The 16,732-nt window shown below is 64.5% G+C and carries 12 protein-coding genes; all 12 read left to right on the plus strand.

The annotated features are described in order from the left end of the window. Positions 1 to 43: 43 nt before the first annotated feature. The 12 genes from KIO76_RS28840 (at position 44) to KIO76_RS28895 (ending at position 16,698) form a co-directional block, all read left to right on the plus strand. Positions 44 to 1,183, plus strand: coding sequence for an ABC transporter substrate-binding protein (locus KIO76_RS28840; protein ID WP_213326992.1), 1,140 nt, complete (start codon positions 44 to 46; stop codon positions 1,181 to 1,183). 2 nt (positions 1,184 to 1,185) lie between these two features. Continuing rightward, positions 1,186 to 1,968 carry an SDR family NAD(P)-dependent oxidoreductase gene (locus KIO76_RS28845; protein WP_213326993.1) on the plus strand — a complete coding sequence of 261 codons (783 nt, stop codon included), beginning with the start codon at positions 1,186 to 1,188 and terminating at the stop codon, positions 1,966 to 1,968. Continuing rightward, a complete protein-coding gene (locus KIO76_RS28850) occupies positions 1,965 to 2,741 on the plus strand; it encodes an SDR family NAD(P)-dependent oxidoreductase (protein ID WP_213326994.1) in 777 nt (258 codons plus the stop codon). The genes KIO76_RS28845 and KIO76_RS28850 overlap by 4 nt, the downstream gene beginning before the upstream one ends. 52 nt (positions 2,742 to 2,793) lie before the next feature. Continuing rightward, entirely contained in the window at positions 2,794 to 3,807 is a 1,014-nt protein-coding gene (locus tag KIO76_RS28855; protein ID WP_213326995.1) for a Gfo/Idh/MocA family protein, read from the plus strand. Positions 3,808 to 3,811: 4 nt separating this feature from the next. Beyond that, complete coding sequence (locus KIO76_RS28860) at positions 3,812 to 6,121, plus strand: molybdopterin-dependent oxidoreductase (protein WP_213326996.1); 2,310 nt, start codon at positions 3,812 to 3,814, stop codon at positions 6,119 to 6,121. A gap of 18 nt (positions 6,122 to 6,139) precedes the next feature. Then, the gene (gene ilvD / locus KIO76_RS28865; RefSeq protein ID WP_213326997.1) at positions 6,140 to 7,879 is read left to right on the plus strand and encodes a dihydroxy-acid dehydratase; all 1,740 of its coding nucleotides are present in this window, start codon (positions 6,140 to 6,142) and stop codon (positions 7,877 to 7,879) included. A gap of 625 nt (positions 7,880 to 8,504) precedes the next feature. Further along, complete coding sequence (kdpF, locus tag KIO76_RS28870) at positions 8,505 to 8,594, plus strand: K(+)-transporting ATPase subunit F (RefSeq protein ID WP_213326998.1); 90 nt, start codon at positions 8,505 to 8,507, stop codon at positions 8,592 to 8,594. A gap of 141 nt (positions 8,595 to 8,735) precedes the next feature. Continuing rightward, complete coding sequence (kdpA, locus tag KIO76_RS28875; RefSeq protein ID WP_213327165.1) at positions 8,736 to 10,439, plus strand: potassium-transporting ATPase subunit KdpA; 1,704 nt, start codon at positions 8,736 to 8,738, stop codon at positions 10,437 to 10,439. A gap of 152 nt (positions 10,440 to 10,591) precedes the next feature. Further along, positions 10,592 to 12,664 carry a potassium-transporting ATPase subunit KdpB gene (gene kdpB / locus KIO76_RS28880; protein ID WP_213326999.1) on the plus strand — a complete coding sequence of 691 codons (2,073 nt, stop codon included), beginning with the start codon at positions 10,592 to 10,594 and terminating at the stop codon, positions 12,662 to 12,664. Positions 12,665 to 12,676: 12 nt separating this feature from the next. Then, positions 12,677 to 13,246 (plus strand): potassium-transporting ATPase subunit KdpC, encoded by a 570-nt coding sequence (kdpC, locus tag KIO76_RS28885; RefSeq protein WP_213327000.1) that lies wholly within the window; start codon positions 12,677 to 12,679, stop codon positions 13,244 to 13,246. Positions 13,247 to 13,300: 54 nt separating this feature from the next. Further along, positions 13,301 to 16,003 carry a DUF4118 domain-containing protein gene (locus KIO76_RS28890; protein ID WP_213327001.1) on the plus strand — a complete coding sequence of 901 codons (2,703 nt, stop codon included), beginning with the start codon at positions 13,301 to 13,303 and terminating at the stop codon, positions 16,001 to 16,003. Then, on the plus strand, positions 16,000 to 16,698 hold the full coding sequence (locus KIO76_RS28895) for a response regulator (RefSeq protein ID WP_213327002.1): 699 nt from the start codon (positions 16,000 to 16,002) through the stop codon (positions 16,696 to 16,698). Before KIO76_RS28890 ends, KIO76_RS28895 begins: the two co-directional genes overlap by 4 nt. The last annotated feature ends 34 nt before the right edge of the window (positions 16,699 to 16,732 follow it).

Here is a 16,732-nt window from a genome sequence, read left to right on the forward strand (position 1 = left end):
CAGTCTGGCGCCTCGCGCCTCGCCATCCAGAAGGGGACCTGACATGTCGCTTACGAGAAGACATATTGTAAAACTTGCGACGGCCGGCGCAGCGGCAGGCCTTTTCCCTGCCGCAACCTTCGCGCAGGGCGCGAAGAAGACGCTCACGCTTGGCCTCTCCGCGCCCATCACAGGTAATCAGGCGCAATATGGCGAGGATATCAAACGGGGCGCGGAACTTGCGATCGCCGAACTCAACGCCAAAAACACTGTCCCGGAAACCACATTTCAGCTCGCCGTAGAAGATTCGAAGGGCGATCCGCAGGAAGCGGCCAATGTTGCGCAGAAATTCGCCGCGCGTGGCGACATCACGGCGGTGATCGGCGACTTCTCGAGCACCGCGTCGCTGGCGGCCGCGCCGATCTATCAGCGCGCCGGCATCATCATGATCACGCCGACCGCCTCGCATCCTGATATTACCAAGACAGGCAACTTCATCTTCCGGAATACGCCGATTGCCGCCACCGAGGCGGATGCCACAACGGACTGGGGCACCAAGGACCTCGGTTTCAAGAAAATCGCCATTGTCGGCCGCAACGATGACTATGGCCGCGTCTATGGCGAGTTGTTCAAGAAGCGCGCTGTCGCCAACGGTGCGACTGTCGTCGGCGAGGACTATATCAACGCCGAAACTCCGGATCTGAAACCAACGATCACAAGCCTGCGCGCCCGTCAGCCTGACTGCGTGCTGCTGGCACTGTTCCAGGTGGAGGCGGCGCTTCTTTTCCGGCAGTCTCGCGAGATGAACTTCCGCCCCACCTTCATGTCTGGTGCCGGGCTGTTCAATCCGCAGGTCATCAGCCTCGCGCGTGAAGCCGCGAATGGCCTCCTTCTCGTCTCGACCTATCATCCCGCGTCCGATCGCGCGGAGGTGAAGAGCTTTGTCGATCTCTTCAAATCCAAGTATTCGACTGTCCCGAGCAAGTTTTCGGCCCATGCCTTCGATGCAGTAAGCCTGATCGCGAATGCGGTGAAAACAGCGGGCTCGCCGAACACCACGCGGATCCGTGATGCGCTTGCCGCAACCAAGGATTTCGCCGGCGTCACGGGCGTGATCTCGATCGATCCCGACCGCGAGATCATCCTCGCCCTGCAACGCGTCATGGTGAAGAACGAGGAGTTCGTGCCCTGGGTGAAGTCCTGACCATGGCCGGGACAGAGCGTCCCGTCGCCATCGTGACAGGCGCGGCCCAAGGCATGGGCCGCGCCCACCTGGTGGGATTGAGCCGGGCGGGCTTCCGGGTCGCATGCGTGGATCACGCCGCCGATGCGCTCAAGGCTGTTGTCGCGAACTTGGGCGCGGAGGCTCCGGATCTTCTCTGCGCCCAGGCCGACGTGACGTCGGAGGCGGCGATTGCTGAAAGCTTCTCCCGCCTCATCGAGGAAGCCGGACGCTGCGACGTGCTCGTCAACAATGCCGGCGGCGCCACGACGGGAAAGGGCCTTGCGGACATGACACTTGGCGAGTTCGAGGCGGAACTCCGCCTCAATCTCACCAGCCAGTTCCTCTGTATTCGCGCCGTGCTGCCAGCCATGAAACGGCAAGGCGCCGGCAGCATCATCAATATCGCCTCGACATCCGTCTTCAGCGGCATCACGGCCGCGCTTCACCGGTCGTCGTCGTCGGCCAATCTCGTCGGCTATGTCGCGGCCAAGGGAGGCGTCGTCGGCCTGACGCGGGCACTGGCGCGGGAGCTCGGACCGACAGGGATCCGCGTCAATGCGGTGGCCCCCGGTTTCACACCGACACCACGCGTCAAGGCGGCATTCCCCGCGGAGGCGGTTGCGCGGATGGTCAGCGACCAGGCCTTCGCGCGTGTGCAGGAGCCCGATGACGCAACGGGCGCCGTCGTTTTCCTCGCCTCGTCCGCATCACGTTTCGTGACGGGCCAGGTCATCCGCGTCGATGGCGGAGGGAGCATGGGATGAAGGGACTATTGGACGACAAGACGATCATCATCACGGGCGCGGGCTCGAATGTCGGCCGCGCCGCCGAGCAGCTGTTCCTCGCGCACGGCGCGCGCCTCGCCCTGGTTGATCGCGATATAAGCCGCGTCAGCACGACATCGGACGCACCTCCGGACAATCGTCTCGTCATCGCAGCCGATTTGACGGATGCCGCCGCCAATGAGCGTGTGGTCGGGCAGGTCGTCGCGCATTTCGGCCGGATCGACGGCCTTTGCAATACGTTCGGGATCGACCCGCCCATGGCAAAGGGCACCCTCGACACGAGTGAAGCGGACTGGAACAGGATCATCGCGGTCAATCTCACAGCCGTATTCCTGGCCTGCCGCGCCGTGTTGCCAGCCATGCGCGCCGGCGGAGGCGGAAGCATCGTCAACATCGGCTCGCAGGGCTCGTTGCTGACGCTGCCGGGCATGACCGCCTATGGCGTTTCAAAGGCCGGCGTTCTGCAGCTCACGCGTCAGATTGCCTCCGACCACGGCGCCGACGGCATCCGCGCCAATTGCATCTGCCCCAGTGGCTTGGAGCAGCCCTCCGCCGACCGTCTCCAGATCCTCACGGATGAGCAGTTGGCGCGCCGCGCGGATGCGATGAAGCGGCTCTCACCCCTCGGGCGCGTGTGCACACCGGATGACGTTGCCAAGGCCATGCTGTTCTTCGTCAGCGATCTCTCATCCTTTACGACCGCCGCGGCGCTCCCGGTGGAAGGTGGCGGCACCGCCGTCATCCGTTTCTAGGCGCTCCACTCCGGCGGGGTCGGAGCGGGGCTCCAGGATATTGTTTTGACGCATGATCTTCCGAGAGGCCGAACCGCATTTCGGGATCATGCCGCAGCACCGGGAAGGCGTCACCATGCGTTGGGGACTGATAGGTGCGGGCGCCCATGCCCTGCAGAAAATCGCGCCTGCGTTGGAAAGTGCAAAAGGCGCGAGCCTGAGGGGCGCGCTTGGCAGCTCGCCTGAGAAATCCGCGCGTTTTGCGGCCGAAGCCGGCGGCATCGCTTATCCCTCGCTGGAGGCGATGCTGGGAGATGGCGAGATCGATGCCGTCTTCATCGCTACCCCCAACGACCAGCACCGCGAACAAACCGAGAAGGCAGCCGCGGCAGGCAAGCATGTTCTCGTCGAGAAGCCGATGGCGCTAACCGAAAGTGACTGCCAGGCGATGATTTCTGCTTGCGAACGGGGCGGTGTCGCGCTCGGCATCGGCTTTCAGCAACGCCATGCACCGGTGCATCGTGCCTTGCGCGAACTCATCGCCTCTGGCGAACTCGGCGATATCGTTCTGGTGCGCGGCGAGTGGCACACGGCCTACGGCCCATGGACGAACTGGCGCGCCGATCCGGCGAAATCAGGCTCCGATATTCTCGGCGCCGTCGGCGTTCATGTCTTCGATCTCCTCGGTTTCCTGGTCGGCGCCGATGTCGCGGAGACCGCTTCCATCGTCGATCGCGCGGCCGATACGGGCCTCGACCAGACCATCGCCGCCGCGTTGCGCTACGCGAATGGTGCGATGGGAACCGTGACGATCACACGGCGCGCCCGGGCCGCCCTCAATAGCATCCACGTGCTGGGCACGAAGGGAGCGGCGAGCGGCATAGGCACGCTCGGGATGGCACCGACCGGGCGCCTCGAGATCACCCGCGAAGGGCGCAGCGAGACCCGCGAGTTTCCGGTGGTCGATCTCTATGCCGCGCAATTCGAGGCTTTTGCCGAGGCGGTCGCGGCGGGACGCCCACCCTCGGCGAGCGGCGTGGACGGGTTGAAGTCGGTCGCGCTGTCGGCCCGGCTTCTGAAGGCGTAAGACCATGGCAACGCGCTATACCGCCAGTCACTGGGGGCTCTATGAGATCGAAGAGCCGGGCAACGGCCGGCCCGAGCTGCGTCCCTTCAGCGGCGATCCGGATCCCTCTCCTATCGGGCTCGACCAACTGGGCAACGCCGTCGCGCGGCTGCGCGTCGCGCGGCCTGCCATACGCCGCTCATTCCTGGAGAAGGGACCTGGAGCTCGGCCTGACCAACGTGGCCGCGAACCTTTTGTCGAAGTCTCGTGGGAGGAAGCCCTCGATCTTGTCGCCGGGGAGCTCACGCGCATTCGGGCAGAGCACGGCAATGAGGCGATATTCGGCGGTTCCTATGGGTGGTCGAGCGCCGGCCGCTTCCACCATGCCCAGAGCCAGGTGCACCGCTTCCTCAATACGATCGGCGGCTATGTTCGGCATGTCGATACCTACAGCCTAGCCGCCGGCCGGGTGATCATGCCGCATGTGGTGGGGCCTATCGACGATCTCCACGCCGAACATACGTCCTGGGACGTCCTCGCCGCGCATACACGTCTCTTCGTCTCCTTTGGCGGTGTGCCGCTGAAAAACTCACGCGTCTCTCCCGGCGGCGCGGGGCGACACCGCGTCAAGGAGGCGCTGGCGGCCATGGCCGCGCGCGGCACCCGCTTCATCAACATCAGCCCCGTCCGCGAAAATCTGGTCACCGACGGTGATGTGGAATGGATCCCGATCCGGCCCAACACCGACATATCCGTCATGCTCGCGCTTGCCTACCAGCTCTTCATGACGGGGCAAGCGGACGAAGCGTTTCTGGCGCGCTGCTGCGTGGGTGGCGACGCCTTCCGCGACTATGTGCTTGGTTTGTCCGACGGCACTGCGAAGACGCCGACCTGGGCGGAGACGCTGTCCGGGGTGCCGGCGGCAAGGATCATCGAGCTTGCCCAGGAGATGGCCGGGACACGCACCCTCCTCAACGTCGCCTGGTCCCTCCAGCGCGCCGAGCACGGCGAACAACCGTTCTGGGGCATCGTGGCGCTCGCCTGCGTGCTCGGGCAGGTCGGCCTGCCCGGCGGTGGTTTCGGGCTCGGCTATGGCGCCATGAACGCCATCGGCAGCCCGCATCCTCGCCTGAAAGGCCCGTCCCTTCCGCAGGGCCACAATCCCGTCACCACCTTCATCCCCGTGGCACGCATCGCCGACATGCTTCTCAACCCCGGTGACCGCTTCACCTACGAGGGAAAAACGTATCGCTATCCGGACATCCGGCTCATCTACTGGGCCGGCGGCAATCCCTACCATCACCACCAGGACCTGGCACGCCTGCGCCGGGCCTGGGCCAAGCCCGACACCATCATCGTCCATGAGCAGTTCTGGAATGCGCATGCGCGCATGGCGGATATCGTGCTGCCCGCGACCTTGGCGGCTGAGCGCAACGACATAGCCTTCGCCACGCGCGAAGGAGTGCTGGTCGCGATGCACAAGGCCGCCTCGGCCCATGCGGAAGCGCGCGACGACTTCGCGATCTTCAGCGATCTTGCCGGCCGCCTCGGCGCTGGCGCGGCCTTCACCGAGGGGCTGGACGAGAGGGCGTGGCTCGCGCGCCTCTACGAGACCTTCGTGGCGAGCGCTGAAGCCAACGGCATCGTCGTGCCCGACTTTCCGACCTTCTGGGAACGCGGCTTCATCGACCTCGCCACCTACGACCACCCCGTCGTTTTTCTCGACGAGTTTCGCCGCGATCCCGTGGCCCACCCGCGGCCCACGTCATCAGGGCGTATCGAACTCTTCTCCGCGACGGTCGCCGCCGCCGGAGCCGCAGACTGCCCCGGACATCCCGCCTGGCTGCCCCCCACCGAGTGGCTGGGCGCGCCGGCCGCCGCGCATTGGCCGATCCACCTTGTGTCGGACCAGCCGGCGCGCCGGCTGCACAGCCAGCTCGACCATGCGCCGTGGAGCGTCGCCGGAAAAGCCGGTGGCCGCGAGGTCGTTCTGATCAACACCATGGACGCGGCCGCGAGAGACATCGCCGATGGCGACGTTGTCGAGATCTTCAATGGCCGAGGCACCGTGCAGGCGGTGGCCGCGGTCAGCGAGGATATCGTGGCGGGGGCCGCCCGCCTCGCGACAGGGGCATGGATCGATCCGGCCGAAGACATCGACGCGCATGGCAATCCTAATGTCCTGACGGCCGATCGGCCGGCATCAAGCTTCTCGCAAGGCTGTGCCGCGCTGAGCTGCCTCGTCGAAATCCGGCGTTGCGCGGCGCCTCTCCCGCCGACAGCGCACAAGCTCCCTCCCCTCATTCACGACAACGGCGTCCGCAACGCGCGCTGATATCCCGAGGAACACGCCATGACGACCACCCCAAACGCGCCGCATCTGCCTGAGAAATCGGATCTGCCAAGCCGCCATGTCACCCTCGGCGTCGAGCGGGCACCGCATCGCTCGTTTTATTACGCGATGGGCCTTGGACCCGATGAGGTCGCGAAGCCGTTCGTGGGCGTTGTCAGTTGCTGGAACGAGGCCGCGCCCTGCAACATCGCGCTTGATCGCCAGGCGGCCGCCGTGAAGGCTGGTGTTGCCGAATGCGGCGGCCTCCCGCGCGAATTCTGCACGATCACGGTGACCGATAGCCTTGCCATGGGCCATGAGGGCATGAAGTCCTCGCTGGTCAGCCGCGAAGTCATCGCCGATTCCGTGGAAGTTTTCATACGCGGCCACTCCTATGATGCGCTCGTCTGCGTCGGCAGTTGCGACAAGTCCTTGCCCGGAATGATGATGGCCATGCTGCGGCTCAACATCCCAGCCCTCTTTCTCTACGGCGGCTCCATTCTGCCGGGCCGCCATCGGGGCCGCGACGTCACCGTGCAGGACGTCTTCGAGGCGGTGGGCGCGCGGCAGGCCGGCACCATGACCGACGAGGAACTGCATGAGCTGGAATGCGTGGCCTGCCCCTCGGCTGGCACCTGCGGCGGGCAATATACGGCCAATACCATGGCTTGCGTGTCCGAGGCCCTGGGCGTTGCCTTGCCGGGCTCAGCCTCGCCGCCAGCCGTCTATGAAAGCCGCGACCGGGTAGCGCGCCAGAGTGGTCGCTCCGTCATGGATCTCCTGTCCCATCGCATACGGCCCCGCGATATCGTGACCCGCAAGGCGCTGGAAAATGCCGCGCGGGTCGTCGCGGCCTCCGGGGGCTCGACCAACGCGGTTCTGCATCTCCCCGCCATCGCCAACGAAGCCGGCGTCGACTTCACCCTTGATGACATCGGCCGCATCTTCGCGACGACCCCCTATCTTACGAGCCTGAAGCCCGGCGGCAAATATGTCGCAAAGGATCTTTACGATGTCGGGGGCGTCCCGGTGATCATGAAGGCCCTGCTCGACGCCGGACTTCTGCACGGTGATTGCCTGACCGTGTCCGGCAAGACGGTGGCGGAGAACCTGGCCGAGACCCTGGTGCCACCGGGGCAGGATGTGGTGAAGCCCGTCAGCGAGGCCTATTCGCCGACCGGCGGCCTGGTCGTGCTCAAGGGCAACCTTGCTCCGGAGGGAGCCATCGTGAAGGTGGCCGGGCTCACGACCTCGATCTTCAAGGGAACGGCGCGCTGCTTTGAATCCGAAGAAGAGTGCTTCGCGGCGGTCGAAAGCCGCGCCTACAAGGATGGGGACGTTCTGGTCATTCGTTACGAGGGACCGCGCGGCGGGCCAGGTATGCGCGAGATGCTGTCGACTACGGCGGCGCTCGCCGGCCAGAACGTCGGCGATCGTGTCGCCCTGATCACCGACGGCCGCTTTTCCGGCGCGACGCGCGGCATCAGCGTCGGCCACATCTCGCCGGAAGCCGCCGTCGGCGGCCCCATCGCACTGCTGCGTGACGGGGATACCATCATTATCGATGGAGAGCGGGGCCAGCTCAGCGTGGATGTGACGGATGAGGAATTGGCGGAGCGCAGGAAGGCGTGGGTGCCGCGCCAGACGCGCTACGGCAGCGGCGCGCTGTGGCGCTTCGCCCAGCTCGCGAGCTCCGCCGCGACCGGCGCGGTGACGCACCCGGGTGCGAAGGCCGAAGTCTTCGACTATTCTGAGATTTAGGGCGGAGTTTCGTCGCGATTGGTCGCTACACCACCCCCGTCATGACCGGGCGCGTCACTGCAGTCCGGCCTGGCCGGCTCCAGCGTGTCCGACGCGTGCCTCGGCAACAGTCGAGTTTCGTGGCCCGCCCGATCGAGACCAGCACCTCACCGTCCTTCGGGGCCTCGCACCAACGGGCTGCGCGGACGCTACGAACACGCGGTCTGACATGAAGCCTCGTCGGACTGTTCCCCTCCCGATTGGCCGTCATGTTCGTGGTACCCGGGCTCGGGCCCTTCGGCCCGCCTTGGAATGACACAGGGGCTCCGTATAAGATCCGCATGGTTTAACAACCTCGCGTGTGACTTAAGCCCCCGTCATGATAAAGACCCTGCCCATTGGTTGAGGCAGGGTTTTTCATGCTCGGCCCGGCCTGTTTCTTTATGAGATTTTTATATCCGCGGCTTTCCGGCGCTCTCGAACCTTTATGGCCTTCAGTGCCATATATCCGGCCATGCCGATGGCCACGGCCGCCGGGCGTGGAGGCCTTGATATGGATGTTATTTTTATTGGAGTATCGGTATTTTTCTTCCTACTTGCATATTCCTATACTTGGATATGCGACGCACTCTAAAGAGTATGCGACATGCTGCTTGAATACACCTTGGGCGGTGCGGTAGCCCTCCTTCTCACTGCCTATCTGACCTACGCTCTCGTTCGCCCCGAGCGGTTTTAGCGCCAGGCTGAGCCGGCGCCCGCGCAGTTCTCGTGATCAACCTTGCCATCGCACGGCATGGGTCGGAGAAGCCCGCGCTTCGCGGTGGGATCCGGGCGTCGTTGGCTGTGCGCGAAGACCAAACAAGCGAAAGCAATGATCATGACCCTTAACGGGTGGATACAAATCATCGTCTACTGCGGGATCATCATCCTGCTGGTCAAACCCCTCGGCAACTATCTGACCCGCATCTTCAACGGTGAGCGGACTTGGTTGAGCACGGCATTGGGGCCGCTTGAGCGTGGCCTCTACCGCTTGGCCGGCACGCGAGATCAGGACGAACACCATTGGACAACCTACACGGCCGCACTTCTATTGTTCAATGTCGCAGGATTGATCGTCCTCTACATGGTGCAACGCCTGCAGGATATCCTCCCCTTCAATCCGGCGGGAATGGCTGCCATTCCGCCGGATCTCGCCTTCAACACCGCGGCGAGCTTTGTCACCAACACCAACTGGCAGTCCTATGGTGGCGAGACCACCATGTCCTATCTGACGCAGATGGTGGGCCTGAACGTGCAGAATTTCGTTTCAGCCGCGACCGGAATTGCTATCTCCATTGCGCTGATACGAGCCTTTTCAAGAAAATCCGCCAGAACTCTCGGTAATTTCTGGTTCGACCTCACGCGTTCCATTCTCTACATCCTGCTGCCGATCTGCGCGGTGGGTACACTCGTTCTGGTCTGGCAGGGTGTGCCGCAGAACCTCTCGCCTTATACGGTCGCGACGACGCTGGAAGGCGCGCAGCAGACGATCGCGCAGGGTCCCGTCGCCTCGCAGATGATGATCAAGCATCTCGGAACGAACGGTGGAGGCTTCTTCAACGCCAATGCGGCCCACCCCTTCGAGAACCCAACTGCGCTGACCAATCTCATCCACATGGTCGCAATCCTCGCGATCGGCGCGGCGCTCACCAACGTGTTCGGCCGGATGGTCGGTGATCAGCGGCAAGGCTGGGCGATCTTCGCCGCCATGGGTGTGCTTTTCATCACGGGCGTCGTGGTCTGCTACTGGGCCGAGGCCGCCGGCAATCCCCTCGTCCATGCCCTCGGCATCGACGGCGGCAACATGGAAGGCAAGGAGGTCCGCTTCGGCATCGCCCTGTCGGCGCTGTTCGCGGTTATCACCACCGCCGCGTCCTGCGGCGCGGTCATCGCCATGCATGACAGCTTCATGGCTCTCGGCGGCATGGTGCCCCTCGTCAACATGATGCTTGGTGAGATCATTGTCGGCGGGGTCGGCGCCGGGCTCTATGGCATCATGCTGTTCGTGGTCGTGGCGATCTTCGTGGCCGGTCTCATGGTCGGCCGCACGCCGGAGTATCTCGGCAAGAAGATCGAGGCGAAGGAGGTCAAGATGGCGATGCTCGCCCTGCTCATCCTGCCACTTCTCATGCTGGGCTTCACAGCGATCGCGACCGTGCTTCCGGCAGGCCTCGCCGGCATCGCCAATCCCGGCCCCCACGGCTTCTCCGAAATCCTCTATGCCTATGTATCGGCGGCGGCGAACAATGGCTCGGCCTTCGGCGGCCTCACCGCCAATACACCCTGGTACACGGTCAGCCTTGGCCTTGCGATGCTGCTCGGCCGCTTCTTCATGATCGTGCCGGTGATGGCCCTGGCGGGATCGCTCGTCGGCAAGAAAGCCGCACCGCCGTCGGCCGGGACGTTCCCGACCCACGGGCCGCTCTTCGTCGGCCTCCTCATCGGGGTCATCGTCATCATGGGCGGCCTGGAATTCTTCCCGGCGCTGGCGCTGGGGCCGATCGTCGAACATCTCGCCATGCTCGGGGGAAAGGCATTCTGATGACAGCCGCTTACCGTCCGCGCGCCTCGAGCATCATCATCGCGATGATGCTCGTCACCCTCGCGATCGCATTTCTCATCGCAACGTTTGCCACCCTCCTGGCCGCTGCGTGATCCGGCCGCTAGGCGCTGGACCATTCGCTGGAGCCTCTCATGAGCCAGTCCAAATCCACGAGCCTGATCGATGCTCGTATCCTTGTTCCCGCTCTCGGCGATGCCGTGCGCAAACTCAATCCGCGCAGCCTCGCGCGCAACCCGGTGATGTTCGTCGTGGCGGTCGTATCGGCACTCACCACTATTCTGTTGATCCGCGATATCGCGATCGGTGGGCAGGACGTCGCCTTCTCCTTCCAGATCACGCTCTGGCTGTGGTTCACGGTCCTGTTCGCCAACTTTGCCGAGGCGGTCGCCGAAGGACGCGGCAAGGCGCAGGCGGATTCGCTGCGTCGCACGCGCAGCGAAACGCAGGCCAAGCTGCTGACCGGCGAGAGCCGCGCCGGCTACAAGCTCGTGCCGGGAGCGAGCCTGAAGGTCGGTGATTGCGTGCTGGTCGAGGCAGGAGACATCATTCCCTCCGACGGCGAGGTCATCGAGGGTGTCGCCTCGGTGAACGAGGCGGCGATCACGGGCGAATCCGCGCCCGTGATCCGCGAGTCCGGTGGTGATCGCTCGGCCGTGACCGGAGGCACACAGGTCCTGTCCGACTGGATCCGCGTGCGTATCACGGCGGCCGCCGGCTCGACCTTCATCGACCGGATGATCGCGCTCGTCGAGGGCGCGGAGCGCCAGAAGACGCCGAACGAGATCGCCCTCAACATCCTGCTCGCCGGCATGACCTTGATCTTCGTCTTCGCCGTGGTGACCATCCCGAGCTTTGCCGCCTATGCCGGCGGCTACATTCCGGTGATCGTGCTCGTCGCCCTGTTCGTCACGCTCATTCCGACCACCATCGGCGCGCTGCTGTCGGCCATCGGCATCGCCGGCATGGATCGCCTGGTGCGCTTCAACGTGCTCGCCATGTCCGGCCGGGCTGTGGAGGCGGCCGGCGACGTCGATACCCTCCTGCTCGACAAGACCGGCACGATCACGCTCGGCAACCGGCAGGCGACCGACTTTCGGCCGCTGCGCGGCATCAACGAAGAAGAGCTCGCCGATGCGGCTCAGCTCGCCTCCCTGGCCGACGAGACGCCGGAAGGTCGCTCGATCGTCGTCCTGGCCAAGGAGAAATACGGGATACGGGCGAGGGACATGGCGAGCCTGCACGCCACCTTCGTGCCCTTCACCGCGCAGAGCCGCATGAGCGGCGTCGATCACGACGGCACGACCATCCGCAAGGGCGCCGTCGACGCAGTGCTCAAATATGTCGGAGACGCGGGCCTCACCGCGGGCCGGCCGCCCGCCAGCGCCGACAGCCTACGTGAGATCCGCGCCATCGCCGACGAGATCGCGCGGGCGGGCGGCACGCCGCTCGCCGTCGTGAAGGACGGCCGGCTGCTCGGCGTCATTCACCTGAAGGACATCGTCAAGGGTGGCATTCGCGAGCGTTTCGCGGAACTGAGGCGGATGGGCATCCGCACTGTCATGATCACCGGCGACAACCCGATGACTGCCGCTGCCATCGCCGCCGAAGCGGGCGTCGACGATTTCCTCGCCCAGGCGACACCGGAGAACAAGCTCTCCCTCATCCGCGAGGAGCAGGCCAAGGGCAAGCTCGTCGCGATGTGCGGCGACGGCACGAACGACGCCCCCGCACTCGCCCAGGCGGATGTCGGCGTCGCCATGAACACCGGAACGGTGGCCGCGCGCGAAGCCGGCAATATGGTCGATCTCGATAGCGACCCGACGAAGCTCATCGAGATCGTCGAGATCGGCAAGCAGCTCCTGATGACCCGAGGCGCACTGACGACCTTCTCCATCGCCAATGACGTCGCGAAGTATTTCGCGATCATTCCGGCGATGTTCCTGGCGTTCTACCCGCAACTCGGCGCGCTTAACATCATGGGCCTCGCGACGCCCCAGAGCGCCATCCTGTCCGCCATCATCTTCAACGCGCTCATCATCATCGCGCTGATCCCGCTGTCGCTGAAAGGCGTGAGATATCGCGCCGTCGGCGCCGGCAGTCTCCTGTCGCGCAACCTCCTCATTTACGGCCTCGGCGGTGTGATCGTCCCGTTCATCGGTATCAAGGCGATAGACCTCGTCATCACCGGCCTCGGCCTCGTCTGAAGGACAGCCACCATGTTCAAGCAACTGCGCCCCGCGCTCGTGATGATCACGGCCTTCACGGTGCTCACAGGTCTCATCTATCCGCTCGGAATGACAGGCATCGCCCAGGCTCTGTTTCCCTATCAAGCCGGCGGCAGCCTCGTGGAGCGTGACGGCAAGGTGATCGGCTCCGCCCTGATCGGACAGGCCTTCACAAGCGACCGTTATTTCCACAGCCGCCCATCCGCCGCCGGGGCCGGCTATGACGCCGCGAATTCGAGCGGCTCGAACCTCGGCCCGACCAACGCAAAATTGATTTCGCGCATCAAGGCCGAAGCGGAGGCGCTGCGGACGAGCAACCCGCAGGCGGATATCCCGATGGATCTGGTGACAGCCTCGGGCAGCGGCCTCGATCCCCATATCTCGCCGGAAGCGGCTTATTTCCAGGCAGCGCGCGTCGCCAAGGCGCGCGGCCTGGAAGAGGCCGCCGTCCGCGCTGTCATCGCCCGCCATGTCGAGGGCCGCCAATTCGGGCTGCTCGGCGAGCCTGTCATCAATGTGCTCGCCCTCAATCTGGACCTTGACGGTACGGTTGCGCGTTAAGATCCCGTGTGGGATCGCAGGACCTGGATCGCCGCGAGGATTAAGCTAGACGTGATGCCTGAGGAAATCACCAATCGTGAAGGCCGCCCCTCGCCGGATGCGCTCCTCCAGGCAGTGTCCGTGGGCACGCGCGGGCGGCTGAAGATCTTCCTCGGCGCGGCCCCCGGTGTCGGCAAGACCTACGAGATGCTGAGCGCCGGCCAAGCGGCAAAAGCCGACGGCATCGACGTTGTCGTGGGCATCGTCGAGACCCATGGGCGCAGGGAGACGGAGGCCCTGCTCCCGGGGCTCGAAATGGTGCCGCGCGCGCGCATCGCCTACAAGGGGCAGATCCTTGAGGAGATGGACCTCGATGCCTTGATCGCCCGGCGGCCGGCGCTCGTCCTTGTCGATGAGCTCGCCCATACCAACGCGCCGGGCAGCCGCCATCCCAAGCGCTATCTCGACGTCCAGGAGCTGCTCGATCGTGGCATCGATGTCTTCACGACACTCAACATCCAGCATGTCGAGAGCTTGAACGATGTGGTCGCGCAGATCACGCGGATCCGCGTGCGGGAGACCGTACCGGATTCGATCATCGATCGCGCCGACAATATCGAGATCATCGACATCACACCCGATGATCTCATCAAGCGCCTCAACGAAGGCAAGGTCTATCTGCCCAAGACGGCGAAGCGGGCTACCGCAAACTATTTCTCTCCCGGCAACCTCACCGCCCTGCGCGAGCTGGCCCTGCGCCGCACAGCGCAACGGGTCGACGACCAGTTGCTCAGCCACATGCAGGCGCATGCCATTCCCGGCCCGTGGTCGGCGGGGGATCGGGTGCTTGTGTGCGTGGACCAGCAGGCGCGCGGCCCTTCGCTGGTGCGCTATGCGCGGCGGCAGGCAGACCGGCTGCGCGCGCCCTGGGCCGCGCTCCATATCGAGACCGGCGGTTCGACCACCTTTTCCGAGACAGAGCGGGACCAGATCGCAACCACGCTGAGGCTCGCCGAACAGCTCGGCGGCGAAGCACTCACCATACCGGGCCAGGATGTGGCGCAGGATATCCTGCACTATGCGACGGCCAACAACTTCAACCACGTGGTGATCGGCACGCCCAAAAAGCCGCGCTGGCGGGAGCTCTTGTTCGGCTCGGTCTCCCACGATCTCATCCGCGACGCTGGCGACATCAGCATCCACGTGATCTCCGGCGACGAGAGGGAGGTCTCGCCCGGTCGCGGCGTCCGCGTGGTCGAGCCGCGCGGGCTCAACGTCAGGCCCTTCGGCCTGGCGCTTGTCCACATCGCGATCGCCACCGTATTCGGGTCGTTGCTCACCCACATTCTCGACGTGCGCAACATCGCGCTCGTCTTCCTGATGGCGGTGCTCACAGCCGCGGTCACGGCGGGGTTGGGGCCTGCGCTTTTTGCTTCGATTGTCGGTGCGCTGGCGTTCAATTTCTTCTTCCTGCCGCCACTTTATACTCTCGACATCGGTGATCCTGAGAGCGTCATCGCGCTCTTCTTCTATCTTGGCGTCGCCGTCATTGCGAGCAATCTGACGGCGCGCGTGCAGCGTCAGGCGACAGCCGCTCGCCAGCGCGCCCGCACCACGGAAGATCTTTATCTTTTCTCGAAGAAGCTTGCGGGCGCGGGTACGCTCGATGACGTGCTGTGGGCGACCGCCCATCAGATGGCCGCCATGCTCAAGCTGCGTGTGGTCATTCTTCTGCCGGAGGACGATACCATCGCCGTCAGGGCCGGTTATCCTCCTGATGATACGCTCGTCGATGCCGACATCGCCGCCGCGCGCTGGGCCTGGGAGCACGACCGGCCGGCCGGTCGTGGCGCGGATACGCTTCCCGGCGCCAAGCGCCTCTACCTGCCATTAAAGACCGGCCGCAAGCCTGTCGGGGTGGTCGGGCTCGACAATGACCGCCAGGGCCCGCTCCTGACGCCGGAGCAAAGGCGCCTGTTCGATGCCCTCGCCGACCAGGCAGCGGTTGCCATCGAGCGCATCGAGCTCGTTGCCGACGTCGACCGCGCCCGTCTCGCCGCCGAAGCCGACAGGCTGCGCTCCGCCCTGCTCACCTCAATATCGCACGATCTCAAGACCCCCCTTGCCGCCATCATGGGCGCGGCCGGCACGCTGCGCGACTATGGCGGGTCCCTGCCTGTCGGCGATCAGGCGGACCTTCTTACCACCGTCGTTGATGAATCGGAGCGACTGAACCGCTTCATCGGCAACCTCCTCGACATGACGCGTATCGAATCCGGCGCCATGGCGCCGAACACGTCGCTGCATTATGTCGGCGACATAGTGGGTGCGGCCGTGCGGCGCGCCGCGAAGATACTCACCAACCACCGCATCATCATCAATATTCCACCAGCGCTTCCCATGGTGAAGCTGGACGCGGTTCTGTTCGAGCAGGTTCTCTTCAACCTGATCGACAATGCCACGAAATACGCGCCGGCGGGCTCGTTGATCCGCATTCAGGGATCAGCTGAGGGCGGCTTCCTGTCGTTGCACGTGATCGACGAGGGACCGGGCATTCCGCCTGGCGATCTCGAACGGATCTTCGATACCTTCTACCGCGTGGCGAAGACTGATCGGGTTTTGGCGGGCACCGGTCTAGGCCTCACCATTTGCCGCGGCTTCGTCGAGGCCATGGGGGGAACCATCACGGCGATGAACAGGACAGATCGCTTGGGAGCGATCTTCCTCATCCGCCTGCCCCTGGTGAATGACACGCCGGAGATGGACGATCTGCGATGACGACAACCGCTGTGAAGATCCTCGTCGTGGACGACGAGCCGCCGATCCGCAAACTCCTGCGGCTTGGATTGACGGCCGAAGGCTTTGCGGTGAGCGAGGCCGCCAGCGCTCAGGCTGCGGCTGAAGCCATCGAGACCGACGCACCGGATCTCGTCATCCTCGATCTCGGATTGCCGGACAAGCCGGGCCATGTGCTGCTGGAAAGCTGGCAGGCGACGCGACCCGCGACACCTGTGATCGTCTTGTCCAGCAGGACTGACGAGACCGGCATCGTCCAGGCTCTGGAACAGGGCGCTGCCGACTATGTGACCAAGCCTTTTGGGATGCGCGAACTCGTCGCGCGCATCCGGGTGGCATTGCGCCACAAGCTGCAGCAACAGGGCGAGAAGCCCATTTTTCAGACGGGGGAGCTCTCGGTCGATCTCGTGAGGCGGATCGTCCGGATCGCCGGCCAGGAGGTAAAGCTCTCGCCCAAGGAATACGAGATCCTCCGGGTTCTCGTGCAGCATGCCGGCAAGGTGCTGACCCACCAATACCTGCTCAAGGAAGTTTGGGGCGCCTCGGCGGACGTCCAATATCTGCGCGTCTATGTTCGCCAGATTCGCCAGAAGATCGAAGCCGCGCCCGACCAGCCGCATTATCTCATCACGGAAACCGGCATCGGCTACCGCCTGCGCGATGCCGATCAAGCGTGATCATTCCGCCACGAATGGCCATGACGGCCACAAC

It is taken from the genome of Chelatococcus sp. YT9 (assembly GCF_018398315.1).
Lineage (GTDB): Bacteria > Pseudomonadota > Alphaproteobacteria > Rhizobiales > Beijerinckiaceae > Chelatococcus.